Below are 26499 nucleotides of genomic sequence, written 5' to 3'. Positions count from 1 at the left end.
TATTTGCGCCCCTTTTCACTTTAAGCGCACCCCATGAATCATTTTCCGGTTTCCAATTCCCAACTTTCGGCTGCTCACCTGGCTCCGTTGCTGCAGTCGCAGTATGATCTGGCGCCAGGTGTTGACTGCCACCTGATCAAAGCAGGTATCAATGATACCTACCAGGTAACAACCGCTTCGGATAAATATGTTTTCCGCGTATACAGTCTGAACTGGAGAACACCGGAAGAGATCCAGGAAGAAATCCGGCTCCTGCAACACCTGAAGGATCATGGAATACCCGTTTCTTCCGCGGTGGCAGATAAGAACGGACATTATCTGCAAACGCTCAATGCCCCGGAAGGTGAGCGTTTCGGAGTGCTGTTCACTTTTGCGGCAGGGGAAAAACTGCATTCCTATGCGGATGAAATTCATTTCAAAACCGGCGCCGTCATGGCCCGCATGCACCAGCTTACGCAAAACTTCCCGCTAAACCGGATCACTTATACCGCCACTACCCTGCTCGAGGATCCGATGCCTTATATCAACAAATTCCTCGAAGCAGATACGCCGGAAATGGCATTTATGCGCAGTACCCAGCAATACCTGCTGAAGGAATTGCTGGACGCAGATACCTCCGCTATCAGGCAGGGCGTAGTGCATATGGATATCTGGTTTGATAATATGAATATCAATAAGCAGGGAGATATTACCCTTTTTGATTTCGACTTTTGTGGTAACGGCTGGCAATGCCTGGACATTGCCTACTACATTTTGCAACTGCATAGTGTACTCCGGGAAATGCCGGAATGCCAGGCAAAGATGGATGCTTTCCTGGACGGCTATACCTCGGTGATGCCTATCCCCTCGGAAGAAAAACGTTTATTGCCCGTGTTGGGAGTATGCATGTATTTCTTTTACCTTGGCATACAATGCAAACGTTATGATAACTGGTCTAACTCCTTCCTGAATGAAGCCTATCTGAAAAGGTTTATCAATGTGCTGGTGAAACGTTATTATGACTTGTACCTGCCGGCTGCATCAGCGGTAAATCCATAGCAATATGGGGCGGGAAGCCTTATCCAGGTAAGGTTCCAGGGTGGCAAAATAATCCGGGTTCAGCATCGGGCAACCATCACTGCGTACAATACCTTCATTTTGCACGGTGAGTGGAACAGTGGGATAACTGTGCAACACCACAAACCGGTTAAACGCATTACTGTTGCTGCTATCCAACCCGTATAATTTATATGCCGTTCCAAAGCGGCCACTATACTTGCCGCCTATACGATATTTACCCAGTGAAGAACAACGACTACCAGAAACATTGGAAAAGACGACCTTCTCGGCCCTGAAGTCGGGGCCTTGTCCGTGTGACACTAAACCGGTGCTGATTATTTTGTGATGCAGAAGGTCGTAGCAAACAAATCTTTTACCACCGGAAAATACTTTAAAGTCTGCCAGAAAAGCGTAACGGGTATTATAACCATGCGCTGCTGCATATTGCTGCAGCTGGTCTGCTTTATGGCGCAGTACATCCGGATCAGGCGCCATCACTGGCAAAGGCGGGGTGGTCACTATGGAAGCATTACTCCGCTCTTTCTTTTTATCGTTACAGGCAACCAAACAACCTGCCAGCAGCCATACCAGCGACCATGAGTTGCCTCCTTTTTTGAATTGCATATTTTACAGATGCAGCCAGCTGTATTTTCCATATGCCTCCGCAAACTTTTTGCGGAGACATCATGATTATTCCCAGATCTCTTTAATATGAATGAGGATAGAGTAACGGCCCGTGGCAGGATAATTTTCGATGTTCAGTTGTGCTGCATCAAAAGGCTGCGGCAGTTTATCGGCGTATTGCAGGTAAAGTTCCTGCACCACCGCAATGGCTTCTTCTTTATTTTCTACCACCCATGATTTAGCGGTTTTCTGATTATCAAACAGTTGGTTAAATGCCTTCCTGCTTGTTTCGGTATGCTCAAACGGCACCACTTTCAGGGTCCACACTTCTCCAATCTTTTCCGGTTGCACGGGTGTATCCAGGTTAATTTTAAACCTTTCCAAACCTGCAGGGTCCAGGGCACGCATGATATCCATCGCAACTGACATAATCTTGTTTTTAGTTTCAAAACGCAATATTACAACTTCCCGTAAAATTAAGGCCGTTATTCCCCTCCTTTTACTTTCATCTTCAGCATATAAAGTCCTTTGCCGGCTGTAATAAACAGGATATTATTATCTTTTCCACCAAAGCAGGCATTAGCCGTCCAGCCTTCCGGGATGGGGATATGACCTGTTTGCTGCCCCTCTTTGTTAATCACCGTAATGCCGCTACCGCAGAGATACAGATTGCCTTCGCTGTCGAGCGCCAGGCCATCTGTTGTTTTGGAAGCCATTAAATGCTGACCGGACAGGGTGCCGTCTTTATTGACATCGTAGCGGTACACCTTACCACCATTTATATCTGCTACGTACACCAGTTTACCATCGCGGGTACCAATGATCCCATTAGGTTTTACAAAATCGGCGGCGGCAATCACAGGTATTTTAGTCCCTGGGGCCAGGTAGTATACTCTCTCTTCCTTTATATCCGGTTGTTTACGATCCCAGTAATCACGCTGATAGTAAGGGTCTGTAAAATAAATGCCGCCATTGGGCGCTACCCAAACATCATTGGGCCCGTTGAGCCGGTGTCCCCCGAAATTATTTACCAGTATTTTTATTTTCCCTTTGGGAGAGATGGATAATAACTCATCTTTCTCATCTGCGCAGGCAATGATATTGCCTTTGGGATCCATATACAATCCGTTGGAGCGACCGGATTTTTCCAGGAACACAGAGAATTGTCCGCGGGTATTGTATTTCCAGATCTTATCATTGGGCTGATCTGTAAAATAGAGGTTCCCTTTTTTATCCGTCACGGGGCCTTCCGTAAACGCAAATTGTTTTGAAATCAGCTCAGGGCGGGCATTTTCAGCTACGGTGGGAGGAAGAGAATCCTGCGCCATGGCATGGATACCACCTATGCAAAGTAATAACGTGGAATAAAATCTCAATCGCATAATGATTCTTCTATTTCCACAATTGTAATAATTATGGCGGAGAATTTTTACTAAAAAAATCCAGTCTCTTCACAGGCATCAAAAAAAGGGATAAACGTATGACTACGTTTATCCCACAAAGTAATCGGCCACGAATCAACGCGGCCATTTTACCGGTCATTAAAATAACCAGCCTCAAGAAGCAAAATATAAAATAATGTAGTCTGATAATAAGTTAACCGTTGACATTAATCGTGAAGACAGCCTGGAAATATTTTGGGGTAAACAATGCTGGATGATTTGTTACCCGATTTTAGAATGGCGTTCCAGTCAGGTATTTTTGATGTGCTAACAGTTTTCCAGCTGATTACGGGGCAAAGTTATCCAGAGAAGAAATAGCTACATAGTACAAAAACGACATCTTTTTTCTGCTTACCTCATTAATTTATGTAGTCTTATGGTGTTTTTCAGTTCTTCCTCATCAATAAATGACGGGGTAATGCCTGCAAATTTTTTGAAGTCCCTGATAAAATGCATCTGATCATAATAGCCATTGCTGTAAGCTATTTCAGTCCATGTTTTCTCCGGAAACTGTTCTTTCAGCTGATAAGCTTTACAGAACCGGATCAGGCTGGCATATTGCTTGGGCGGCATGCCAAGGCGTTCTATACACTTTCGTTCAAACTGTCTCAGGCTGAGACACGCTACAGAAGCCAGCTCTTCCATCGTAACATTGCCGGAAGTGCTCACCAGCGCAGCCATCGCCTGGTCTACCGGCAACAAAGGCTTTAATTGGGTGACTTTTCTCAGCAAATAAAACTCTGTGATACTTACCATGTGATCCCAGTTATCCGCTTCTTTCAGTCGCTCCGTGATGTCCGCTATTTCCTGATTGCCCAGCAACAAACGGGTATCTAAGTCCTCCCCGTAAAGTTCAGACATCGGCACCTTTAAAAGCCGGTGCAAACCACCTGGTTGAAAGGCGATACATACTGCCAGGTGATGAATTCCCATGTCGAGTGTTACCGTCTGATCCTGGGGACCAATAGTCACGCAGGTGGCCTTGGTAATAAAATCATCATCGCCTGACTTGCGTACTTTAATCGGGTCTTCCAGGTAGAAAATGATATAACGCTGATAAGCAGGCACAAATCTGTAGATATTTGTGAAGGCCTGGGTTTGAGTGAAGTCTACCCCATAAATACTTATACAATTGACCAGATCCTGCAAAGCCGGATGCGGCTTGTAAACTTTTGATTTCATTGTTATGCTCAGCTATAGGCTTTGCTGCTAATATATTAAAAAAGGCGACCAATGCTACCGATTTGCCTTATCTTTTACGGATTAAACCCATTTGATATTTAAGATGAAAATTGCAATAACAGGCGCATCTGGCTATATAGGTACTGTACTGACTCCTTTATTGCTATCCCACGCACATACACTACGCGTACTTACCCGTAAGCAACCACCTGCAAATCCGCCCGATGGCATTGAATTCGTATATGGGCACCTGTTAGATGGTGAAAGCCTGCAGGAACTTGTAGCCAATGTGGATGTAGTAATACATTTGGCGGCTATGATTTCTGTAGATGATAAACCGGACGAAAATCTTTTTCTGGTCAACACTGGCGGTACCCGTCTGCTTGCGTCAGCGGCTATGCAGGCAGGCGTTAAAAAGTTTATTCATCTCAGTTCTGTGACGGCATTTAACCAGGCGCCGTATGAAGAACGGATGGATGAAAGCCGCGGACCCGCATCAGATGTGCAGCACAGCTATGACCATTCCAAAGCGGTATCTCAGGCCATAGCATTGGAGTATAATGGCAATGGCATGGAAGTGATTGTACTGGCGCCCACCGCTGTGATGGGACCTTATGATCAGCAGCCCTCCCTGATCGGCAAAGCAGTAGTCAATATTTATAATGGAAAAATACCGGCCCTGTTTCCCGGCGGTGTTGATTTTGTAGATGTGAGAGATGTGGCCGGCGCCATTGTTAATGCTGTCAGCCGGGGTACTGCCGGTAAAGTATACCTGCTGAGCGGCACATGGGCTTCATTGGTAACCCTCAGTAAAGAAACGGGCCGGATAAAAGGTAAAAGAATATCGCTGCCGGTAGTACCTTTGTGGCTCGTATTCAGTATGCTGCCCCTGGTGAGAATGCTGGCTGCCCTCCGTGGTGGACCTCCTTTTTATACGAGACAGTCTGTGTACAACCTTATTTACAGTAATAAAAAAATAGACCATTCAAAAGCACAGGCGGAGCTTCAGTTCCAGCCCCGTGCATTTACGGAAACCTTACAGGATACCATTGACTGGTTTAAACAAACAGGTGCTATCAAATGATTGACTATTTACCACTGAAAGGATATGTTGCTTTTATTTGCTGCTGGGCAGCTACCGGCATCGGCGCCGGATTATACCTGTTACGCAAAGAAGCGCCTTATGGCCGCTACAGCAGTGAACAATGGGGCCCCATGATCAGCAACAAAATCGGGTGGCTGTTGATGGAAGCCACCGTATTGGTTTCTTTTTTTACCTGGATACCTGTTAAAACATTCAACTGGCGCAGTCCCGCCGGCGTCATGATTTTTTTATTCCTGCTGCATTACCTCCACCGTAGTTTCGTATATCCGTTCATGATACGTACCAAAGGTAAAAAGATGCCGGTGGTGATTATGTTGTCTGCCATGCTGTTTAATACGGTCAATGGCTCCCTGCTGGGCATCTGGTTTGCCGCTTTCGGGCATTATCCGGATGACTGGTATACCACGCCTGCATTCATCGTAGGGGTACTGCTGTTTCTCACGGGCATGTTTATTAACTGGAATGCAGATTACCAGCTGATACAGTTGCGAAAAAAAACGGAGACAGGTTACAAAATACCGCCTGGTCGTCTTTTTAAATATATCTCCTCTCCTAACCTGGCGGGTGAAATCCTGGAATGGGGTGGTTATGCTTTGCTCACCTGGAGTTTACCGGCGCTGGCATTCTTTATCTGGACCTGCGCCAATCTCATCCCCCGTGCGCTGGCGAATCACCGCTGGTACCGGCAACAGTTCCCGGAATATCCGGCGAACCGTAAAGCATTATTACCTTTTATCTGGTAACCTTAAAGAAGTGTATGTCAAAAAAATATAGTCAGTTTAAAGCAGCACTGGTATTGTCAAAAGCGAGTCTTATTGCTACCCTGCGCAGTCCTACCTCCATTGTATTTGCCTTATTATTTCCTATCATTTTCGTCACGGTATTTGGGGCCATGGTGGACAATACGGCCGTGAAAGTAAAAATTGTATTATCACCTCACAGCGATAGCAGCAGTCCGATGTATGCTGCCATCAAATCCATTTCTATATTTGATCTTTCTTATGGTAAAGATTCTGCCGCTATGCTGGCCGATTTAAAGAAAGGCAGAATAGCGGGCATCTTATACCTGCATCCACCGGCGTTGGTAAATGGCGTACCGCATTTTGGTACCGATCTGTTGGGCAGCAGTGCTGTAGCCGATAAGCTGCCGCTGATAAAGGCGGCGTTACAGGAAGCTGCCACCGGGGTAAACCGGAAAGTATTACCGGATCAACCTGTAGCAGCCAGTATCCGAACGGTAAATATACCGGGCCGGGTGTACCGGCAAATCGATTTTATTTTACCGGGACAACTGGGTTTCTCCTTATTGATGGCCGGCGTTTTCGGCTCCGCTTTCCTGCTGTTTAATTTACGGAATACCCTCGTACTGAAACGCATATACGTAACGCCGATCAAACGTTCTTTTTTGTTGTTGGGAGAAATGATCAGCCGCCTGTTATTCCAGATCATTTGTTTTATTATTATTACTGCCCTGGGATATTATGCGTTTCATTTCACGCTGGTGAATGGTTTCATTACCTTCCTGGAAATGTTGCTGCTATCGGTTTTCGGACTGATTATATTTATGGGCATCGGTTTTATTATCAGTGGCCTGATCCGTAATGAAAGTTCTATTGCGCCGGTAGCCAACACGCTGACGGTACCACAGATCCTGCTATGCGGATTATTTTTTCCGATTGATAACTACCCGGTATGGTTGCGCACTTTCTGCGAAATGCTGCCTCTTACTTTCTTTGTAGACGGACTGCGCAAAATAGCGTTTGAGGGCCTGCATATCTGGCAAATACCCATACAGCTGCTGGGACTGATTATCTGGGCCACTGTTGTTGCCATTCTATCCGTGAGGTTATTCAAATGGGAGTAAGTATGTCGCAATTGCCCCTATGATTGTCTTAACCAACCTCCATGCGTATGCAGGGAGGATAATACCTTTGGAGCATTAACAGTAATTCCAAAAAACTAATTTATCATGGCAGCAGTAAATCCTTATTTAACTTTCGGCAACAATTGTGAGACAGCCTTCAATCGCTACAAGGCTGCATTCGGCGGCGAATTCCTGACGCTCGTCCGTTTTGGTGAAGGTGCTCCGGACCAATGCGCGCCGGCCGAAAAGGACAAAATTATGCATGTGGCATTACCGATCGGAAAAAATACCATTTTAATGGGTAGCGACAGCATGGAAAGTATGGGACCGATAGCAGCAGGCAACCAGTTTTCCGTAGCCATCCAGGCCGATAGCGAAGCGGAAGCAGACCACCTCTTTAATAGTTTATCCGCCGGTGGCCAGGTGCATATGCCCATGGGTAAAGCTCCCTGGGGCGCCTATTTCGGCATGTTTGCTGATCAATTCGGCATACAATGGCTGATCAATTTTGATTACGCTCAACAGGGCTGATCCACTTTCCCCATTCACCTTTTTTTAAAGCCGTAAGCTATCTCCCGGGAGATAGCTTACGGCTTTTTTACTGCTCTCTCCCCTTGCTGCTACCGGCTTTAACAGTGTTTAACTATTGTGGCAATAAACCCCTCGGCATCCTGGCTGTCTAAACCGTACTATTTCTGGTAACCATGAACACAAGTACCGGGATCACTGTTACTGTATAACAAAAGAATGGATCTTCTTAAACGAACCGTAATGCTATGAGTAAATTTACTATCGCGCTTGTCCTCCTTTTTGTACTGGGTGCCTGTAAAAACAATAAGGGTGGTGGTAAACAAGCCACTGTAAAGCCTTACCCCGTCATCGTTCTACAACCACAAAGTGCGGTCATCAATTCCGATTATCCTGCTACCATCATGGGTGTGCAAAATATTGAGATCCGGCCCAAGATCGATGGCTATGTAGATGCCATTTACATTGATGAGGGAGCTACCGTAAAAAAAGGACAGTTGTTGTTCCGGATCAGCGCCCCGCAATATGAACAAAATGTAAATACGGCAGCAGCCAATATAAAAATTGCAGTAGCCGATGTAAATGCGGCGCAGATGCAGGTTAACAAGGTAAAACCACTCGTAGAAAAAGATATTGTGAGCGCCTATGAACTGGAAGCCGCGGCATACAATCTGCAATCCAAACAAGCTGCGCTGGCCCAGGCGAATGCTGCGTTCAATAATGCTAAAACCAATCTAAGCTATACTATCATCAACAGCCCCGCTGACGGCGTGATAGGCATACTTCCTTATAAAATAGGCAGCCTGGTCAACAGTACCACTACTAATCCGCTGACTACTGTTTCCAATATTTCTACTATCTACGCTTATTTTTCTATCAATGAAAGACAGGGGCTGGATTTCTTCCTGTCGTCCAAAGGCGTTACCATGCAGGATAAGCTGGCCACCATGCCGCCGGTAACCCTGGTGCTGGCCAACGGTATTGTGCTGCCCCGCAAGGGCCGGGTGGAAACGGCCAGTGGATTAATTAACCCTTCCACCGGTGCGCTGAATATGCGGGCCACCTTTGCCAATCCTGATGGACTGGTACGCAGCGGCAGCAGCGCCATTGTACGCATTCCGCAGACCATAGATACTGCGCTGCTGGTGCCTCAGAAGGCTACCTACCAGATACAGGGCAAACTGTTTGTGTATGTGCTCGATGCCGACAATAAAGTGAAGTCCGTAGATATCGGCTCCAACGCCGCTGCAGCCGGACAATCCTTCGTAGTGCAACATGGCGTAAAAAAAGGCGATAAAATTGTGATCGACGGCATCAGCAACCTGCGGGAAGACCAGGTGATTAATCCCCGTATGGTGAATGCAGACAGCGTGTATAACAGTCTCTGAGCAATAGGATCATTACCCGATCCATTAAAATAATAACATGTTAAGAAGATTTATAGAGCGGCCGGTATTGTCAACAGTTGTATCCATCATTATAGTCACGCTGGGTATACTGGGGCTGGTATCACTCCCCATCTCCCAATATCCTGATATTGCCCCACCGACCATCCAGGTGCAAACTTCTTACAGTGGCGCCAATGCGGATGTAGTGCTGAAAAGTGTGGTGATTCCGCTGGAACAGCAGATCAATGGGGTGGAAAATATGGACTATATCACTTCCACTGCCGGCAACGATGGTTCCGCCAATATTACGGTGAGTTTTAAGATTGGCAGCGATCCCAACATGGCCGCGGTGAATGTGCAGAATGCAGTAGCAAGGGCTACACCGTTACTCCCGCAGGAGGTCACCCGTTCAGGCGTTACCGTACAGAAAAAGCAAACCAGTAACCTGCTTATCTTTTCTGTATACAGTACCAATCCTTCTTTTGACCAGACCTTTCTACAGAACTTTACAGATATCAATATCACTCCGGTGATCAAACGTATTCCCGGTGTTGGCGATGCTTCCGCTTCAGGGTCCATGGACTATTCCATGCGCATATGGCTGAATACACAGGCCATGGCCAGTTATGGACTGATACCGGCAGATATTACCGCGGCATTATCTGAACAGAATATTCAGGCCGCTCCCGGGCAATTCGGCGAAAGTGGTGGGCAGGCTTTCCAGTACGTTATCAAATATCCTGGTACCCTGGTAGATACTACCCAGTTCGGCAACATTGTATTGCGGTCTAATCTGCGCAGCCGTTTGCTGCGACTGAAGGATGTGGCGCGTATAGAACTGGGGGCGCTTAGCTATTTCAATAGTACCCGTACCAACGGTTATCCGGCGGTATCCGTGAGTGTGGCGCAGGTGGCCGGTTCCAATGCACGTGATGTCATCACCCAAACGCTGAAGGTAATGGAAGCCGCTTCCAAAACATTCCCCAAAGGTGTGAAGTATGTGGTGCTGCAAAACGTGGACGACTTTCTGACCGCCTCTATCGACAAGGTATTGCATACCTTATTTGAAGCGTTTATCCTGGTGTTTGTGGTGGTATTTATTTTCCTGCAGGATTTTCGTTCTACGCTGATACCGGCCATCTCTGTTCCGGTAGCGATTATAGGTACCTTCTTTTTCCTGAAATTGTTTGGCTTCACCATTAACCTCCTCACTTTGTTTGCACTGATCCTGGCCATCGGAATTGTGGTGGATGATGCTATAGTGATCGTGGAGGCCGTGCATGCCAGGCTGGATACGGGGTATAAGTCGGCCCGCAAAGCCAGTATAGACGCCCTGGACGAAATATCCGGTGCCATCGTATCTATTACACTGGTGATGTCTGCCGTATTTATTCCGGTGAGTTTTATCGGTGGTTCCTCTGGTATTTTCTATAAGCAGTTCGGTCTTACGCTGGCCATTGCCATTGTGTTGTCGGCCATTAATGCGCTGACCCTGAGCCCTGCACTTTGTGCCATTTTCCTGCGGCCTCACGGAAACGACCATACGAAGAAAATGAACTTCCTGCAGCGTTTTTACCAGGCATTCAATGTGGCCTTTGAAAGGCTCACTAAACGATATACCAGTACCCTTACTTTTTTCAGCAGGCGGAAATGGATCCCGCTTGGGGTGCTCGCGTTATTTACTGCCGGACTGATTATACTGGCGAAGATGACGCCTACCGCCTTTGTGCCGGAAGAAGATCTGGGTACGATTAACTGTAACATCAGTTTGCCTCCCGATGCCTCTCTGCAGCGGACAGATATTGTAACACGTAAAATAGAAAAGCTGGCGGCCACCATACCTGAAATCAATAATGTGCTGGCCGTTACCGGTCGCGGACAGTTGTCCGGAACAGGTAGTAACTATGCCATGGTGGTAATGCGACTGATACCCTGGGATCAACGAAAGAGAAGCATACAGGAGATCATCAAAGAATTAAACAAGAAGTCTGCTGACATGACCGAAGCAGAGATAAAGTTCTTTGCACCGGCAACCATTCAGGGTTTTGGCGCTTCGAACGGATTTGCTTTCCAGCTGCAGGATAAAACGGGTGGCGATATTGCACACTTTTACAAAGTGAACAAGGATTTTCTCAGCGTGCTGACGCAGCGCCCGGAGATACAGTTTGCCACGACCTCCTTTAATCCCAACTTTCCGCAGTACCTGATGAATGTGAATGTGCCAAAGATCAAGGATGCGGGACTGAATGTAACAGATATTACCAATGCTATGCAGGGATATTATGGCGGCATCTATGCGTCCAACTTCAATCAGTTCGGGCAGCAATACCGGGTAATGGTACAGGCTTCGCCTGAATACCGGTTGACACAGGAAAGTCTGAATGCTGTATTTGTGCGCACCGGAGAGGGCGTGATGGTGCCGATTACGGAGTTTGTTACATTATCGCAAACGTACGGCCCGCAGTCCATCACGCGTTTCAACCTGTTCAATTCTATTAGTATCAGCGGCACACCGAATCCATCTTACAGCTCCGGGCAGGCCATTGCGGCCATACAGGAATCGGGCGCAGAAACGTTGCCAACGGGTTTCGGATTTGAGTTTTCCGGTATTACAAGAGAGGAGCTGGCCGGCAGTAGTCAAACCATCTTTATCTTCCTGCTGTGTCTCATATTCGTATACCTGCTGCTGAGCGCCCAGTATGAAAGTTACCTGTTGCCGTTTGCCATCTTACTGGCGATCCCGGTAGGTATTTTCGGCGCCTTCCTGTTTGCTTTACTGTTTGGTATCAGCAATAATATTTACGTGCAGATCACGCTGATTATGCTGATTGGGTTACTTGCGAAAAATGCGATCCTGATAGTAGAATATGCGGTAGAGCGAAGACGCAATGGAATGAGCATAGCCGAAGCAGCGGTCAGTGGTGCGCAGGCCAGGTTACGCCCCATTCTGATGACTTCCTTTGCATTCATACTGGGACTGGTACCGCTCATGATTGCCAGTGGTGCAGGCGCCAACGGTAACCGCTCTATCGGAACAGGTGCGGTAGGTGGTATGCTCGTGGGAACAGTCTTCGGTATATTCATTACGCCTACTTTGTTTATCGTCTTCCAGACACTGCAGGAAAAAATACAACGTGCACCGGAAAAGGAAGAGGAAGAAAATGATATTCCTCCGCATACGGAGCAACCTGCATCTTAAAAAACTATCCTGTTCGCAGACAGGTATATCAAAAATATCAGCACATGCATTTTCGTGTTTCATTAAATATTGTTTTTTTTATTGGCGGCCTGGCGGTCATGCTATCGGCCTGTCATATTGTACGGCCGTACCAGTCGCCAGGCATCGCGGATAAAAATCTTTACCGCGATGCAACGACTACCGATACCAACACCATTGCTACCCTTCACTGGAAAGATATCTTTACAGATACGTTATTGCAACAACTCATCACAACAGGTATTGGTAATAACCTGGATCTGCAGGTGGCGTGGTCGCGTATGCGGCAGGCGGCGGCGAGCTATTCACAAAGCAGGCAGGCGCTGTATCCTGCGGTGAATGCAGATGCCAGTGCGGCTTTTAACGGCGCGTCCAATCAAAAGAATACCGGTAGAACAGTTATGCCACAACAATACGGGGTAGAACTCACCGCCGCCTGGGAAGCCGATATATGGGGAAAGCTTCGCAGCAGCCGAAGGGCAGCACTGGCCTCCCTGTTACAGGCCACCGCAAATGCACAGGCGGTGCAAACGGCGCTGATAGCCAACATTGCCAATAACTATTATAACCTGATGGCACTGGATCAGCAGCTGAAGATAACCCAGCAAACCGTGGTCAACTGGCAGGCCACCGTGGAGGTGATGAAAGAATTGAAAAAGGCGGATGTTGTTACCGGGGCGGCGGTAGTGCAAAGTGAGGCCAGCAGATACGCAGCAGAAGTAACGATTCCTGATCTGAAGCAATCGATCCGGGAAACAGAAAACACGCTGAACCTGCTGCTGGGGCGTGTTGGAGGACCTGTTGTCCGCAGCAGCATCGACAATCAGCAGCCAATTATGTTACTGAAAACGGGTGTGCCTGCGCAACTGCTGGCTAACCGGCCGGATGTACAGGCAGCAGAATATAACCTGCGATATTATTTTGAATTAACGAATGTAGCCCGCACCTACTTCTACCCTGCCCTCACCATATCTGCGTCCGGTGGTTTTACCAGCTATTTTTCGCTTACCGGCCCGGGTTCCTGGCTGAGTAACCTGACAGCAGGATTGGCGCAACCACTCTTCAACCAGGGTATCAACAGAACCAGGTTAAAGGTAGCACAGGAACAACAGCAACAGGCTGCGCTGGGCTTCCGCACCGCCGTGCTGACGGCAGGTCAGGAAGTATCCAATGCCTTATTTTCTTATCAAACGGCGCAGGAAAAAGCCAACTCACGGCGGCTGCAATTGCAAAACCTGCAGCTGTCGGTAGATTATACACAGGAACTGGTACGATACGGATTTGCGAATTATACAGAGGTGCTGAATGCACAGCAAAGCCTGTTGTCGGCTCAACTGAATAAAATAAACGATCACCTGCAACAGCTGCAGGCCATCGTTTTCCTATACCGGGCTTTGGGGGGCGGATGGAAATAATTATTTCACCATCACCAGCACCAGCCGGAAACCATCCGGATCCAACAGCGTAATACCGTGTTCATTCCAGTATGGATTTTTTGCTTTTACTTCCGGCGTTCCCGCTCTGCGGGCCTTTTGCAGCATTTTGGTAAAGACTTCTTTTGTCCCGGGGTATAATACCAGCAGGTCATCTTCGTCTGGCTGATGCTGCGGTGCATCTTTGGAAACGGTGAACTCCAGGTGCCAGTTTTCTCCGGGCAGGCCCAGGAACACTCCATCATACTGACTGTGATCCTGAAAAGATCCCAATTGCCGGAAGCCTAATACATCCTGATAAAAACTAATGATCTGATCCAGTGAAGTGGTATGCCTGGCGACTCTTAATCTCATAACAATACGGTGCTTTAGTGCTGAAGTAGTCACTGAATTTACTAAAAAATGGGGTTGTTACTACATTGCACCGGCAAGATAATAGTAAATTGCGAAAGAATAGTTTTATACAAACCATCCACTTGCTATGCGCATTGCTATTGTTATCACCTGTGCCACCATTATGAGCATTGCCTGCCACACGGCTCCGGCCAGTCCCGATACCGGACAGCCTGTTATGGATACCGCTGTTGCCGGACAGGCGCAGCCACCCGATACCGTGGCACCGGCTTTATTGAAAAATAAAACACTGGAAGAAGCCATTGCCATCGCCGGGCCATCGGATGAAGCCACGGAGTTTTATATGTCTGATTCCTTATCTGAATTCAGGATTGAACTACTGAACTTTTATAAGCGCCGCGACTATCTGCACAAGCGTGTGCAGATCAAAGAAGTGACCTGGTATAATGGAGAAAAAAATATCACGGTATGGTACCAGGAAGAAAATCTTACCTGGCGTTTTGTGACGATGGCGGTATGGGATAAGGATGCTGTTTTTTAGGATCCGATCAGCAACTCCTGGCGGAATGGTAGTGCGGGTAATACTTCCGTAGTATTGAGTACTTCGTCTACCAGTCCGAATGCTTTCGCTTCTTCTGCCGTCATGAAGTAATCATTATTGAAAGCAGCCGCCACTTCTTCCACGCTGCGACCGGCGTGTTTGGCGATCACCTGGAACGTTTTGTCCTGTAGTCTTTGTTGTTCGCGGAAAGCGATGCGTACATCTTCCGTATACCCTTTGGCTCCACCGCTGGATGGGTGCATGTGGATGGTAGCATTCGGTAATGCATACCGTTGCCCCGTGGCCCCCGCCGTGAGGATGATGGTGCCCATGCTGCCGGTAAAACCAACCGCCATCGTAGACACCGGCGACTTCAGCATTTTCATGGTATCATAAATTGCCAGGCCGGCATAAATCACACCACCGGGGCTGTTGATGTACATATTGATAGGGCGGTGATTTTCACTGTCGAGATACAGGAGTTGCGCCACCATGAGGTTAGCCACCTGGTCATCGATCGCTGTGCCGAGAAAAACGATTCTTTCTTTCAGCAGCAGGCTGTATATATCAAAGGCGCCGCGGCTGTCGCCGTCGATCACCGTAGGAATTAAAAATGCCATGTTATTTAAAAATTGAAGTGATGGATTTGTTGAATAGTTCGTCCTGCATGAGTCGTTGAAAAACGGTATCCAGTTGTGCGCGTTTTTCCTCCCGGGCCAGCCACACCAGCAGCTGCAGGGCTTTACGCTGATGGCGTACTTTATCGCGCAGGATGGAATCTACCAGCATACGTGCCTGAAATACAAGCCGGGATGATGCGCTCATGTCCCGCTGCAGGTATTGGTCTATTTCCTGTATCTCAACTAACGGTTTCCGCATAGTCTGATTGTTTAATCTGTTCCCTTACTTTTTCAAGGCACTTATATTTCTGTACGCTGGCGGAGTGGCCGGTTTTGAAATTAAAATCTGTGGCTATTTCTTCTATGGAATGTTGCTCATAATAAAAGGCCTGCAGTAGTTGCAGACAACGTTTACCAGCGGCTTTTAAGTAGTCCAGTAATGGTTTGGCTACCGGCGGTGGCGCATAATAATCTGCCGGCACTGCTATATCGGTATTTATATGATCGAGAGATGTATACCTCCCTGTTTGTTTCATTTTCCGGATACAGCAGATCCTGGCAATGCCAGCAATATAGGCTGCCGGCGATACGTTGGCGGGCAGTGTATCCTTTTTTTGTTTTTCAAGATAGATGATCACGGCATCCTGGAAAATATCTTTGGCCATCTCCAGGTTGCCCCCCATCTGATAAACGATGCTTGCTACCCGTGGCAGGGTATTACGGTATATTTCTTCCAACCACTGATCTTCATGATGACGCATAGGAGCCTGGTTTTATATACTAGTGTCTGTAACCAACCAAATATCACCCAGAATTTAAGAATTTTTTTTTACCTTTGCCCCATCATGAAATTATAATCCACATACACAAAACAGGCTGATCCTGTAAACATGCCGTCCGGCGTGTTTTAATCCACCTATCAATATATTTATTTAACGTCAACAGATATGCTGCCGCATATGCTGATTTGTTTCACCTAAATTTTACTGACATGAAAATGATGACCATCATTTCCCGCCCCTGCCAACGGACGACGTCCGGAAACCTTCATTTCCAAACGACTTTATATGCTAATCAGCGCACAACATATCAGTTATCAGCTTCCTTCCGGAGCAATGCTATTCCAGGATATTCATTTTACGCTTAACAAAGGAGACAAAGCGGCGATTGCCGGTCATAATGGTGCCGGTAAATCTACTTTATTAAAGATCATTGCCGGCCAGGAAAGGCCCTTTTCCGGCACGGTAAGCGCCAGTGACACCTTGTACTATGTACCGCAGCATTTCGGGCACTTTAATCACCTTACTGTTGCAGAAGCATGTGGTATTGCAGAGAAGCTCCGTGCCCTCGATGCTATTACCGCCGGCGATGCCAGTCAACATTGGTTTGACATCATAGGTGACGACTGGGATATCCCTGCCCGTTACCAGGCGGCAGTGGAAAAATGGGGGATTCCGCAGGTGACACCTGATCAGCCTTTAGCTGCCCTCAGTGGCGGTGAAAAGACGAGGCTGTTTCTTTCCTGCATCGACATTTTTGATCCACCGGTGGTATTGCTGGATGAACCTACCAACCACCTCGACTATGCAGCCCGGGAACAACTCTATGCATGGGTAGCCGCTACCAGCTGCACGTTGCTGATCGTTAGCCACGACCGGGAGCTGCTGCGTTTATGCCAGCCCATCTGGGAATTACAGGCCGATGGCATCAAAGCTTATGGCGGCAACTATGATTTTTATGCCGCCCAGAAAGAAGTGGAAACAAATGCCCTGCAACAACGTATTGCCAACCAGGAAAAAACCTGGAAGGAAGCGAAGAAGCAACGGCAGATAGCCATAGAACGCAAGCAACATGCGGATGCACAGGCACGGAAAAAGGCTAAAACAGGAGGCATCCCGAAAATTCTGATCAACGGCAGAAGAAACGCTGCTGAAGTATCTACTGCAAAATTAGAACAGGTACATACCGAAAAAGTGAGCGACCTGGCGGCAGAATTACAGGAAGTAGCAGCGATGGCACAGTTACAGCGTATCATGAAAGGATACTTCGAACAGTCTGCACTACACCGTGGTAAAATACTGGCGCAGGCTACAGACATGAACTATAGCTGGACACCTGGCAGCATGCTCTGGGAAAAACCATTATCGTTTACCCTCCGCAGCGGCGACCGCCTCGCCATCACGGGGCCTAATGGCAGTGGTAAATCCACACTGCTACAATTACTGCTGGGTAACCTTGCACCGGCCACCGGTGAGCGCTATGTGGCCAACACCCGCAGCCTGCTGCTCGATCAGGATTACAGTCTCATTGACCGCAGCAAAACTATTCTCGAACAGGCTGTGATATTTAATGAAACCGGTCTGGAGATTTCTATGGTTAAAACGGTGCTGGTGAATTTTCTCTTTGGCCCCGATACCTGGGACAAATCCTGTGCGGTACTGAGCGGTGGTGAAATGCTGCGACTGGCACTCTGCAGTATGACCCTGCAAAATAAAGCACCGGATATGATTATGCTGGACGAACCCACTAATAACCTGGATCTGCCTAATATCAAAATATTGACGCAGATTTTTTCGGAGTATAAAGGAACGTTGCTATTGATATCTCACGATAAAACTTTTATAACAGAAGCTGGAATTACCGGTGAACTGGAATTGAAGAAAGCGTAAAGCCGAAAGCAAAAAGCTATTGAAGCGAATGATGATATTATTTACATTCGCTTCCATCATTCGCTTCAATAGCTTTTTGCTTTCGGCTTTACGCTACACCAGCAGATATTTCATAATCTCCTGGTAAATTTCTTTTTCCCTGAAAGGTTTCATCAGCCAGCCATTAAAGCCTGCGGCTCTGAAGGCGGCTTCATCATCTGCAGTAATATTGGCGGTCAATGCCAGTGATACTACGCCTGCTTTTACAGGGTCTTTATCCTTGCGGATTTGCTCCATCACTTCTATCCCGCTCATACCTGGCATGTGCAGGTCAAGCAATACGAGGTCATAGTTATACTGGTTAAACAGCTCCATGGCACTGTTGCCATCTGTGGCCATATCAAAACGGCATTTCCATCGGGTCAGTATAAGCTTCAGCAACAGCAGGTTCATCTCCTGGTCGTCGGCAATGAGTACGTAACGCCCTTCCATAAAAGCTCCCGTCAGCTCCTGGATGTCTTTAGGGCTTTTGGTGATCATCAGCGGCACAGATATTCTTTCATAAGGGATCTGGCAAATAAACCTGGAGCCTTTATGCAATTCACTCTTCACTAAAATTTCCCCACCCTGTAAATTGATCAGGCGTTTGGTAATGGCCAGTCCCAGCCCGGTGCCCTTGGTGCTGCTCCGCGCATTACCTGCCTGGAAGAAGCGTTCAAACAAATGTTGCTGGGCCTCCTGACTGATCCCTTCTCCGGTATCTGTCACAGTAAAACTGAATAGCGACTGCGTATCATTTTCAATACTCAGTGTAGCCGTTACAGTAATGCTGCCTTTATCGGTGTATTTAACGGCATTGCTGAGGAGATTGATCAGGATTTGTTTCAGGCGAAAAACATCGCCATTCACCTGTCCGTTTTTATCTCCTTCAAAACTTACGTGGAATTCCAGGTGCTTCTTTACGGCCTGTACCCGCATCATATCTACCACTTCGTTATATACCTGGTAGAGTACAAAGGGCTGTGGCGTGAAGGAAATATAATCGTTCTCCAGTTTGGAAAAATCCAGTACATCATTCACCACCTGTATCAGCATATTGGTAGCGGATGATATAGAAGATAACATGCCTTTTTGCGCGGGACTCAACGGAGTATATTCCAGTTGCTCCGTAAAGCCGGCTACTGAGGTCAGCGGCGTGCGCATTTCATGACTCATATTATTCAGGAAGTCCGTGCGTACCCTTGTTTGTTCCTCTGCCACCTGTTTAGCCAGTTTGAGTTGCCGATTCTTTTTCCGCATCACCCAGGCTCCTGCAATAATAATTGCAGTAAACAGCAGCAGCGCAATCAGGCCTTTCGCCGTCATGCTCTTCATGTCGAACATGCTATTGGTAACCACCCGCTGAGCCGACTGTTTGGCGAGTTGGTGCTGCTTTGCGGCATTTTCCCGCAGGGATATCAACAACTCCTTCAGCTGCTCCATCATGACGATGTTATTGCCTGCCAGCGAAGATTCCTGGTCATTCAGCTTTAGCCGGTTCGTCAGTTGCTTCTTTAGAATATCTTTATAGTAACCGTTTACATCTGTCACTACTTTTTTCAGCTGCATGGCATCATAGGTTTCTTTATCTATCACGCGGCCGTCCTTTGTTCTCACCCGGATATTGACCTGTGCTTTTACCGTATCTTTTTTGTTGGCAAATGCATTTCCCAATCTTTTAAAGAACCCCTTCTTCCCTGTTTTGGGTTCCTGCACATTATTCACGGTATCGATGGTGACTTTTTCTTTTTTAATCTGCTTTACATTGTATGCGGGGATGCTGCTGAGCAGCTTATCGATCATATCGTTTTTGAGCGAGCCGGTTAACATAGAGTCGGTGGCCTTTTTCAGCGCGGCAATGTTGCCGGATACCGTTTCTTTTTCCTTAATGAGGTCTTTAAACTGCTGATCGTTGCTACTGCTCAACGAATGGCTGATGGTATCTACCATTGATAACACGTTACCCAGCTCTGATGAAAAGGTCTGCAGGTATTTTCGTTCATACAGGACTGTATACAGGCGGAAATTATTTTCTGCATCATTCAGGGTAAAAAGTGCGGAGTCCATTAAATGAATGGAGGGGTCGTCTATCATCAGTGTATCCGTTGCCTGCAACAGCTTTACCGCACTTTGACGATGAATCCGGTAGCCAGAAAAAAACAATATTACCAGCAATACGAAAATGAGTGTCAATGACACTATGAACAATAAAATCGACTTACGCATACGGCCAAAGCGATTACAGGGTAACGAACTACCTACTTTTATTCTACGACAACCAGGGGATGATGGTACTTTTCTTGTGCAACTCCTATGAAAACGTCTATTTATTATCTATCACATGACAATATTCTATGACTAAAAATAACGAATCCCTGGTTAAATAAATCAGTAGTGGTTATATTTCCCTGCCCCGCCGGCTACAATGCAGGAATACCGTACATTTCGGCTGGTGAAAATGTAATTACCTCCGTTATTTTCAGGGGCAGTAATTTTCCATCTTCTCCCATGTACTGGTATTGCTCTCCTTGCCTGCACAGCAATGGGAAACTATACACCACACTGTTGCCTCCGTAATGCACCGGTTCGCCTGGCACCACATCATCAAAAGTTTGTGGATTCAATGGTTGACCCGCCCTGTTCAGCACGGTGAAGTTCCTTCCTTTTTGCACCAGGAATCCCAGTCCACTCCTTTCAGACAGTACCCTATCGTATACAGGTGGCACTACAATAACGCCGCTGGTGGACGCCAGGCCCTGCCTATAGCCACCATCTTCCGCATCCTTCCTGGTGAGCAGCAGGTAAGCAGTATCTTCACTACTTCCAACGCCGTAACTATCCTCCTCATATGTCAGTGGCACTATTAGTTTGCCATTAATGTCCGCATATCCCAACACTGACTGGCCCGCATCTCCCTTTTTCACCAACTGTATGCAATTGTTTTTTAAATACGTGACCTTTTCATAACTAACGGGAATGACTATATGCCCGTGTGTATCGATAATGCCGGCCCTACCTGCATGGGCAACAATTAACCTTTCTCTTTGCGGGGCTATTTTTACATAGTCATACAATAACGGTGTTTTCTGTTTCGTTTTGCTGTTGAACATACTGTACTGCTGCTTCCCCTCCTTTTCAATGCTCAGCAGGTACTGATCATCTCCCACCTGCTCAATGCTGCTATATACCGGAGGCAGCACCATCGCACCCTTGCTATCGTATAAACCTTTGTTGTAATTGTCATTCGTATATTTTGTTACCAGCAGCAGACTGCTGTCACCATCCAATAATGCTACGCTGTACCAGGTAGCCGGCAGCACGAGACGCTTACCTTTAATGTCGTAAACACCACTACCACCGTTTTGTTTCACCCATAAAAGATCGGAAGTTAATGCCGCATAATCCTGGTAGGCAGCCGGTAACAGCTGTTCTCCCGCAGCGTTATACAACCCTTTCTTCTCCTGGTAACTGACCTCCAGTAAACCATCCAATGGTGAGTCGCTGCCGGTACGATCTATCTCAAAAAAAGCAGGCGCCACTGTTTTTTTGTTCAACGGGTTATAGAAACCATACAGGGCTTTTTGTTTCAGCTTAAACAACGGCTGTCCTGTTTCTAAGTCGAAAGTGGTGTTCATACCCGTGATTTCCGTATAGTCTTTGGGCAATAACTTCTTGCCGGTGGTGTCCAGCAAATTATAATTCCCGTTAACAGGTACAATAAAACAATCGGCAAAACAGGTGATATCGCCATCATATGCCGGCGGAATGATCACTTTGCCATCTTCCCGGAGGATACCCGTTTTTCTTTTTTTGGTGATGGCTAAATATGGTCCTCCACCTGTTTCTCCATAAGGACTGTTTATTTCTTCATACACAAAATCTGCCACTGTAGTACCATCTTCATTGATCAGGCCATAGTAGCCATTCTTCTTTGCCTTCAGCAAACCGTTTCCGATCAGTTCCATATTGGTGTACTCCGGCGATACATATTCCTTTTTCGTTCCCATGTTGAGCACCACTTCCTGTCCTTTCTTTTTAAAACAAAGTACCCAGTTGTCGCTGCGCATAAAGTAATGTTCATGTTCGTATTCAAAAGGAACCAGTATTTCGTTGTTGAAGGTAACCACGCCCCATAGCCCATTTTGCTGAGCAAAAACATAATCCCCTTTCCTGCCGCAGCCACTACAAAAATCGAAGCCTTCGTATATGGCTGGTATTACCAGTTTATTTTGCCGCACACTGAATATGCCCCATTTACCATTGACTTTTACATCAAAATGATCATCGTCCAGGATGCCTGCCTCCTGGAATTGCATGGGCAGCAGTAGTTTGCCGTGCGTATCCGCATAAGCCATTTTATCGCCCTGATGCAGTTCCAGGTAGGATTTCCATCTCAGGTCGACAGTATCGTATACCGGCTGCAGCAGCCAGTTTCCCTGATCATCGACAACCCCCATTTTGCCATTATTGCTCACCAGCATCATGGTTTCTTTATCGTTGATCAACTGGTGGTTACTGTTCTTATCTGCATTACTATCTATCGGATGATACGTGGCAATGGCCTGGTCAAAGGCTTTTTCACCTTTTGTATTGATAAACCAGCTTTTGCCATTTTCTTCGATGCGGGCAAAACCATGTACAAAAACGGATCCTTTCTGCGCAGTAACTGCCTGTGTGGACAGCAGCAAACCAGCGGCCAGTAACAAACGTATGTTCATATTCCGGGGCATTTTAATCTTCATAACTTTTTTTCTTTTCTGAACGGTAAGGTAATGGCTTGCCATTTTTATCCAGGTAGAAATACCACTTACCTTGTTTTACCAGCAGCGGAAAAATGGTGTCATCACCCTGGTTTACTTCCAGCTCTTCATAGATAGCCGGGATGATGATTTTGCCATCCATGTCTGCGATACCGATTTTCCCCGCTTTGGTCACCTTGAATAGTTTCGCTCTTTCCTGGTAATAGATCTCATCAAATTCTACCGGCAAAATTACTTTCCCACCTGTATCTGCCAGGCCGCATAACTGGCCTTCATATACCTGGTAATAAGGCATGCTGTAGCTTTTATCTATACGCTGGTATTTGATGGGCAATACAGAGCTCCCGTCTTTTTTAACGAGTCCTTTCAGTTCTCCTTTCCGGACCATCAGCAGGTTGTCTTCAAAGGCAGTGATATCATCCATTTCAATGGGCAGGATCACCTGTTGCTGACGATTAATGATGCCGTAGACGATATGTTCCGGTGAAAGATTCTTGCCGGCAAGCGCCAGCCCGTTCCAGAAGTCACCCACAAAGCTGTAGCCATTGAATACCACTTCTTTTCCCTGGCTGTCTACAAAAACGTTTTCGCGTGGCTCACCCCATAATTTGAGCAGCCCATTGTTGTATTGTGCATGACCGTTCTTCAGACTGTCGGGCATCAGCGACCTGGAAAACCGGTCTTCCTTAAATTCCCAACGCGGATTGGCATATATTTTATTGCCGGCAATATCTGTGAGTATGCAAACGGTGCTGCCATCATCCGCATAAGTTGTTTCTACAATGCGGTTAGTATCTACCGCCGTATAAAATCCGTACTGTTTACCTCCCCTGATAATTTTGCCGGTTTTGGTAGCCAGTGAAGTGGTGTCGCCATTTTTCAGGTACAGGATTTCGGGGTTCTGCCATTGGATCCAATTGTATACAGGCGGCAGCAACTCCTTGCCGGTACTGGTATTAAACAAGCCGAAACTGTTACCTTTTATGACAGGCAGATAAATTCCTTTGTCCGCGCCGGCAGCATCATCCTGGTAAAAATAGCTATCCATATATCCCAAACGAATAGCATCGTATGCCGGAGGGAAGATCGTTTTCCCCTGCAAGGTGAGCAGGCCGCTACGGTTATCTTTGACTACTTCCAGGTAAGGAATATCGTGGTAAAGACTGATGGCGATGCGTTCATATTCGAAAGGCAACAACTGTTTTCCGTCCTTATCAAACAAACTAACCTTCCTGCCTTTGGTGACCATAAAATAAGCGGGGCCGCTGATGGCTTTTCCATAACCATCCGCTACCGCGCTGCCGTAAATATCTTCGCCTTTGGCATTCACTGCTTTAATTTCATCATATTGTACTGGAATAATTTCTTTACCGGCTTCATTGATCACGCCACATTTATTGCCCATCCACACTTTCATTGCATTCACCGCAGCTTCTGTTTTGGTATACTGTAAGGGCTGCACGTTTACTCCAGCGGCATTCACAAAGCCTGTTTTCCCGTTTACGGTCACTGCAAAGAGTTCCCGAGATGGACCGCGATCGCATTTATCGTATATCGCCTTTGTGATTGGTTTCCCTGTTTTATCCATGATCCCGCTTTTGCCACGGGTGGTATAACCAAAAAATGTAGTGCCCTCATAGCCCAGGTAATCAAAAGAAGTATATTCAGGTGCTACAATGATGCTGCCGTCTTCCGCCGCCAGTCCTACTTTACCGGCCTGGTTTATTTGCACGGCATTTTCCAGTACGTAGCTTTTATCTACCTCCTGGTATTTGGGAGATTGCAATACCTTGCCTGTTTTTATATCTGACCATCCCCACAAACCTTCTTTTTTAATTTTCACCAAATGAGGTGTCAGCGTACCTACTTCATTATAAATGGGGGCACAGATAACATTGCCCAGTGTATCTACGGCGCCATATTTCCCATTGAGCCGGATAATGACGAAACAATAGTTTTTCTCCGGGAGCACTTTATCTTCTTCGTCCTCGAGTGTAACTTCATCATATTTAAACGGGGCGATAATTTTACCGGCATCATTGATAGCGCCATAGGCATTATGCTTTATCCCGATGATGGTGTTATAGTACCCTATGTTTTCCAGTTTGTCGATCAGCACCGCGCCGGAATAATGCAGCATTTGTTTTTGCTGGCGGATCTTTACGGGCGCCAGCTCTCCTTCAAACTTACCAAGATAATCCGCGATAATGGGTTGCTGCGCCAGTGCAGTGAAGCAGGAAAGTAAGCAGGCGGTGGTGAGTAGATATATCGTTTTCATTTTTGTTCCGGCTTTTTAATTACTATTAATTTGCCCTCGCTGGTAACCGCAATGGCGCGGCCTTCGCTGAAGGGGGTTACTTCATTGAATTGCGGTGCAATCACCATTTTGCCGGTGGCATCCATAAAGCCCCAGCCGGACCTGGTGTCGCCGGCTACTTTCACCGCAATGAGTCCTTCTGAAAAAGCCAGCTGAGAATCGTAGATACAGTTACCGGCGGTATCACAGAGTGGTACTTTGCTGATGATGTTACCGCCCGTGTCGAGGATAAAAAGTTGTCCGTCTTTATTACGCTCCGCTTTTCCATTCACCTGCACCATGGATAATCCGCTGGCAAAGGCATAAGGTGCTTCAGCAAATTGTGGCATAAATACGGGGAGGCCGTTTTTATTCATAAAGCCCCAGGCATCATTTTTATAGAAGAGGGCCAGGCCGTTGGAAAAATCTTCTACCCTTTCGGCATCCGCCTTAAACAATACTTTACCGCTGCTGTCTATTACCAGCCAGCTGAGCTCAGGAGGTCCTTCCGGCAGGCTGTTATACAAGCCGGATAGTTCATCTTTGCCTTTCATCGTATCGCCAGAGGGGGCATGTGTAGCCACCAGTGCTACCCCATCAGAAAAAACATGCGCCGCTGTATAGGTCGGAGGAATCACCCAGTGACCACTGGTATCTACATAACCATACCATTTATTTTTCCGTACCAGCAACCGGCCATCGGAAAATTGCCGGGGCCGGGATACCAGCTCCTTGTAAGTATTCCTATGCATTTCATCAAAGAGCGTATCTGTTTCTACAAAAGCGGGCCCCAGGATGGTTTTACCGGCTTTGTCGATATACTGCCAGCTGCCTTTCTTTTTGACAGCTGCCCTGTTGTCGGAAAATTCCTTTACTTCTTCAAACTGGTATGGAATCAGGATTTGTCCGGCAGGACCTACAAAGCCGTATAACAGGTGTCCGGCAATGGTTTTACCTACTGGCGCCAGGCCGTTGTGGAAACCTTCGGCTTCTTCAAACTGTGGTTTCATCACCAGGTTCCCGGTGGTATCGATATAGCCGTAGCCGTTGGTACCGTACATCTTTACTACTGCCCGGCCTTCTGAAAAATTAGCGATGTAGGAAAGTTTACGGCCGGTTGTTTCGAAGGCTTGTGGTGGTTCCTGCGCCAGGGTAACAAAGGGCGGGAACAAAAATGGCAACATCAATATCAATTGCTTCATCAGGATATGATCTGTTTATACAATAGCCAGGGTAAATTTCAACCCCGTATTTCTGCGTACAAAGATGCCGCTCTTCCCTGGTAATCTCCAAATTTAAATACCTACATCATATATACAGGCATATCTACAAATATACTACAACACGCCCCAAACCCTTGCTGTTGCTTAGTTTATAAAAATATAGCATAAGGTGGGATAAATACCTGGCAATAGGTGGC

General features: G+C 46.8%; 22 protein-coding genes. 10 read left to right on the top strand and 12 right to left on the bottom strand.

Annotated features, from left to right (window positions below):
* Positions 1–33: 33 nt before the first annotated feature.
* Entirely contained in the window at positions 34–1038 is a 1005-nt protein-coding gene (locus tag AB4Z08_RS16510; RefSeq protein WP_441574863.1) for a phosphotransferase enzyme family protein, read from the top strand.
* On the opposite strand, the gene AB4Z08_RS16505 is transcribed toward AB4Z08_RS16510, so the two are convergent.
* The 4 genes from AB4Z08_RS16505 to AB4Z08_RS16490 form a co-directional block, all read right to left on the bottom strand.
* On the bottom strand, positions 1021–1662 hold the full coding sequence (locus AB4Z08_RS16505; RefSeq protein ID WP_441574862.1) for a murein L,D-transpeptidase catalytic domain-containing protein: 642 nt from the start codon (positions 1660–1662) through the stop codon (positions 1021–1023). The two genes, AB4Z08_RS16510 and AB4Z08_RS16505, sit on opposite strands and share 18 nt — an antisense overlap.
* A 66-nt stretch (positions 1663–1728) precedes the next feature.
* Positions 1729–2091, bottom strand: coding sequence for a hypothetical protein (locus tag AB4Z08_RS16500; protein ID WP_441574861.1), 363 nt, complete (start codon positions 2089–2091; stop codon positions 1729–1731).
* Positions 2092–2147: 56 nt separating this feature from the next.
* Positions 2148–3044: an SMP-30/gluconolactonase/LRE family protein gene (locus AB4Z08_RS16495; RefSeq protein WP_441574860.1), complete on the bottom strand. Its 897-nt coding sequence runs from the start codon at positions 3042–3044 to the stop codon at positions 2148–2150.
* A 411-nt stretch (positions 3045–3455) separates the two neighbouring features.
* Positions 3456–4286: a helix-turn-helix domain-containing protein gene (locus AB4Z08_RS16490; protein ID WP_441574859.1), complete on the bottom strand. Its 831-nt coding sequence runs from the start codon at positions 4284–4286 to the stop codon at positions 3456–3458.
* A 103-nt stretch (positions 4287–4389) separates the two neighbouring features.
* On the opposite strand from AB4Z08_RS16490, the gene AB4Z08_RS16485 reads away from it, so the two are divergent.
* From AB4Z08_RS16485 to AB4Z08_RS16455, 7 genes are all read left to right on the top strand, one after another.
* Positions 4390–5370 (top strand): NAD-dependent epimerase/dehydratase family protein, encoded by a 981-nt coding sequence (locus tag AB4Z08_RS16485; RefSeq protein WP_441574858.1) that lies wholly within the window; start codon positions 4390–4392, stop codon positions 5368–5370.
* On the top strand, positions 5367–6134 hold the full coding sequence (locus AB4Z08_RS16480) for a DUF1295 domain-containing protein (protein WP_441574857.1): 768 nt from the start codon (positions 5367–5369) through the stop codon (positions 6132–6134). The genes AB4Z08_RS16485 and AB4Z08_RS16480 overlap by 4 nt, the downstream gene beginning before the upstream one ends.
* Before the next feature lie 14 nt (positions 6135–6148).
* Positions 6149–7255, top strand: coding sequence for an ABC transporter permease (locus AB4Z08_RS16475; RefSeq protein WP_441574856.1), 1107 nt, complete (start codon positions 6149–6151; stop codon positions 7253–7255).
* 105 nt (positions 7256–7360) lie between these two features.
* On the top strand, positions 7361–7786 hold the full coding sequence (locus tag AB4Z08_RS16470) for a VOC family protein (RefSeq protein ID WP_441574855.1): 426 nt from the start codon (positions 7361–7363) through the stop codon (positions 7784–7786).
* 245 nt (positions 7787–8031) lie between these two features.
* Positions 8032–9171: an efflux RND transporter periplasmic adaptor subunit gene (locus AB4Z08_RS16465; RefSeq protein WP_441574854.1), complete on the top strand. Its 1140-nt coding sequence runs from the start codon at positions 8032–8034 to the stop codon at positions 9169–9171.
* Positions 9172–9208: 37 nt separating this feature from the next.
* Positions 9209–12370 (top strand): efflux RND transporter permease subunit, encoded by a 3162-nt coding sequence (locus AB4Z08_RS16460; RefSeq protein WP_441574853.1) that lies wholly within the window; start codon positions 9209–9211, stop codon positions 12368–12370.
* Between the two features lie 44 nt (positions 12371–12414).
* Positions 12415–13803 (top strand): efflux transporter outer membrane subunit, encoded by a 1389-nt coding sequence (locus AB4Z08_RS16455; RefSeq protein ID WP_441574852.1) that lies wholly within the window; start codon positions 12415–12417, stop codon positions 13801–13803.
* Here AB4Z08_RS16455 and AB4Z08_RS16450 read toward each other — a convergent pair whose 3' ends face one another.
* The gene (locus tag AB4Z08_RS16450; protein WP_441574851.1) at positions 13804–14175 is read right to left on the bottom strand and encodes a VOC family protein; all 372 of its coding nucleotides are present in this window, start codon (positions 14173–14175) and stop codon (positions 13804–13806) included.
* Between the two features lie 127 nt (positions 14176–14302).
* Here AB4Z08_RS16450 and AB4Z08_RS16445 point away from each other — a divergent pair, with 127 nt between their 5' ends.
* A complete protein-coding gene (locus AB4Z08_RS16445) occupies positions 14303–14716 on the top strand; it encodes a hypothetical protein (protein ID WP_441574850.1) in 414 nt (137 codons plus the stop codon).
* Here AB4Z08_RS16445 and AB4Z08_RS16440 read toward each other — a convergent pair.
* Genes AB4Z08_RS16440 through AB4Z08_RS16430 form a run of 3 tightly spaced genes read right to left on the bottom strand, consistent with a single transcriptional unit; the run spans position 14713 to position 16097 of the window.
* Entirely contained in the window at positions 14713–15336 is a 624-nt protein-coding gene (locus AB4Z08_RS16440; protein ID WP_441574849.1) for a ClpP family protease, read from the bottom strand. The genes AB4Z08_RS16445 and AB4Z08_RS16440 overlap by 4 nt on opposite strands.
* Position 15337: 1 nt before the next feature.
* Positions 15338–15595, bottom strand: a complete 258-nt coding sequence (locus tag AB4Z08_RS16435) for a hypothetical protein (protein WP_441574848.1) — start codon at positions 15593–15595, stop codon at positions 15338–15340.
* Positions 15576–16097 (bottom strand): RNA polymerase sigma factor, encoded by a 522-nt coding sequence (locus AB4Z08_RS16430; protein ID WP_441574847.1) that lies wholly within the window; start codon positions 16095–16097, stop codon positions 15576–15578. The genes AB4Z08_RS16435 and AB4Z08_RS16430 overlap by 20 nt, the downstream gene beginning before the upstream one ends.
* Before the next feature lie 306 nt (positions 16098–16403).
* Between AB4Z08_RS16430 and AB4Z08_RS16425 the strand changes: the two genes are divergently transcribed.
* Positions 16404–18005, top strand: a complete 1602-nt coding sequence (locus tag AB4Z08_RS16425) for an ABC-F family ATP-binding cassette domain-containing protein (RefSeq protein WP_441574846.1) — start codon at positions 16404–16406, stop codon at positions 18003–18005.
* Positions 18006–18098: 93 nt separating this feature from the next.
* Here AB4Z08_RS16425 and AB4Z08_RS16420 read toward each other — a convergent pair whose 3' ends face one another.
* The 4 genes from AB4Z08_RS16420 to AB4Z08_RS16405 form a co-directional block, all read right to left on the bottom strand.
* Positions 18099–20249, bottom strand: coding sequence for an ATP-binding protein (locus AB4Z08_RS16420; RefSeq protein WP_441574845.1), 2151 nt, complete (start codon positions 20247–20249; stop codon positions 18099–18101).
* A 194-nt stretch (positions 20250–20443) separates the two neighbouring features.
* Positions 20444–22741, bottom strand: coding sequence for a WG repeat-containing protein (locus AB4Z08_RS16415; protein WP_441574844.1), 2298 nt, complete (start codon positions 22739–22741; stop codon positions 20444–20446).
* 13 nt (positions 22742–22754) lie between these two features.
* Entirely contained in the window at positions 22755–25061 is a 2307-nt protein-coding gene (locus AB4Z08_RS16410) for a WG repeat-containing protein (RefSeq protein WP_441574843.1), read from the bottom strand.
* Positions 25058–26281, bottom strand: coding sequence for a WG repeat-containing protein (locus tag AB4Z08_RS16405; protein WP_441574842.1), 1224 nt, complete (start codon positions 26279–26281; stop codon positions 25058–25060). The genes AB4Z08_RS16410 and AB4Z08_RS16405 overlap by 4 nt, the downstream gene beginning before the upstream one ends.
* Positions 26282–26499 lie beyond the last annotated feature (218 nt).

It is taken from the genome of Chitinophaga sp. RAB17 (assembly GCF_052114225.1).
Lineage (GTDB): Bacteria > Bacteroidota > Bacteroidia > Chitinophagales > Chitinophagaceae > Chitinophaga.
This window is presented reverse-complemented; position numbering and strand designations above follow the sequence as displayed.

Bases quoted from the DNA above. Each gene is read 5' to 3' on its own strand.
- AB4Z08_RS16415 (WP_441574844.1), bottom strand. From the start codon at position 22,741: ATGAACATACGTTTGTTACTGGCCGCTGGTTTGCTGCTGTCCACACAG.
- AB4Z08_RS16410 (WP_441574843.1), bottom strand. From the start codon at position 25,061: ATGAAAACGATATATCTACTCACCACCGCCTGCTTACTTTCCTGCTTC.
- AB4Z08_RS16475 (WP_441574856.1), top strand. From the start codon at position 6,149: ATGTCAAAAAAATATAGTCAGTTTAAAGCAGCACTGGTATTGTCAAAA.
- AB4Z08_RS16460 (WP_441574853.1), top strand. From the start codon at position 9,209: ATGTTAAGAAGATTTATAGAGCGGCCGGTATTGTCAACAGTTGTATCC.
- AB4Z08_RS16490 (WP_441574859.1), bottom strand. From the start codon at position 4,286: ATGAAATCAAAAGTTTACAAGCCGCATCCGGCTTTGCAGGATCTGGTC.
- AB4Z08_RS16445 (WP_441574850.1), top strand. From the start codon at position 14,303: ATGCGCATTGCTATTGTTATCACCTGTGCCACCATTATGAGCATTGCC.
- AB4Z08_RS16495 (WP_441574860.1), bottom strand. From the start codon at position 3,044: ATGCGATTGAGATTTTATTCCACGTTATTACTTTGCATAGGTGGTATC.
- AB4Z08_RS16465 (WP_441574854.1), top strand. From the start codon at position 8,032: ATGAGTAAATTTACTATCGCGCTTGTCCTCCTTTTTGTACTGGGTGCC.
- AB4Z08_RS16505 (WP_441574862.1), bottom strand. From the start codon at position 1,662: ATGCAATTCAAAAAAGGAGGCAACTCATGGTCGCTGGTATGGCTGCTG.
- AB4Z08_RS16440 (WP_441574849.1), bottom strand. From the start codon at position 15,336: ATGGCATTTTTAATTCCTACGGTGATCGACGGCGACAGCCGCGGCGCC.
- AB4Z08_RS16450 (WP_441574851.1), bottom strand. From the start codon at position 14,175: ATGAGATTAAGAGTCGCCAGGCATACCACTTCACTGGATCAGATCATT.
- AB4Z08_RS16420 (WP_441574845.1), bottom strand. From the start codon at position 20,249: ATGCGTAAGTCGATTTTATTGTTCATAGTGTCATTGACACTCATTTTC.
- AB4Z08_RS16510 (WP_441574863.1), top strand. From the start codon at position 34: ATGAATCATTTTCCGGTTTCCAATTCCCAACTTTCGGCTGCTCACCTG.
- AB4Z08_RS16470 (WP_441574855.1), top strand. From the start codon at position 7,361: ATGGCAGCAGTAAATCCTTATTTAACTTTCGGCAACAATTGTGAGACA.
- AB4Z08_RS16430 (WP_441574847.1), bottom strand. From the start codon at position 16,097: ATGCGTCATCATGAAGATCAGTGGTTGGAAGAAATATACCGTAATACC.
- AB4Z08_RS16480 (WP_441574857.1), top strand. From the start codon at position 5,367: ATGATTGACTATTTACCACTGAAAGGATATGTTGCTTTTATTTGCTGC.
- AB4Z08_RS16485 (WP_441574858.1), top strand. From the start codon at position 4,390: ATGAAAATTGCAATAACAGGCGCATCTGGCTATATAGGTACTGTACTG.
- AB4Z08_RS16425 (WP_441574846.1), top strand. From the start codon at position 16,404: ATGCTAATCAGCGCACAACATATCAGTTATCAGCTTCCTTCCGGAGCA.
- AB4Z08_RS16435 (WP_441574848.1), bottom strand. From the start codon at position 15,595: ATGCGGAAACCGTTAGTTGAGATACAGGAAATAGACCAATACCTGCAG.
- AB4Z08_RS16455 (WP_441574852.1), top strand. From the start codon at position 12,415: ATGCATTTTCGTGTTTCATTAAATATTGTTTTTTTTATTGGCGGCCTG.
- AB4Z08_RS16405 (WP_441574842.1), bottom strand. From the start codon at position 26,281: ATGAAGCAATTGATATTGATGTTGCCATTTTTGTTCCCGCCCTTTGTT.
- AB4Z08_RS16500 (WP_441574861.1), bottom strand. From the start codon at position 2,091: ATGTCAGTTGCGATGGATATCATGCGTGCCCTGGACCCTGCAGGTTTG.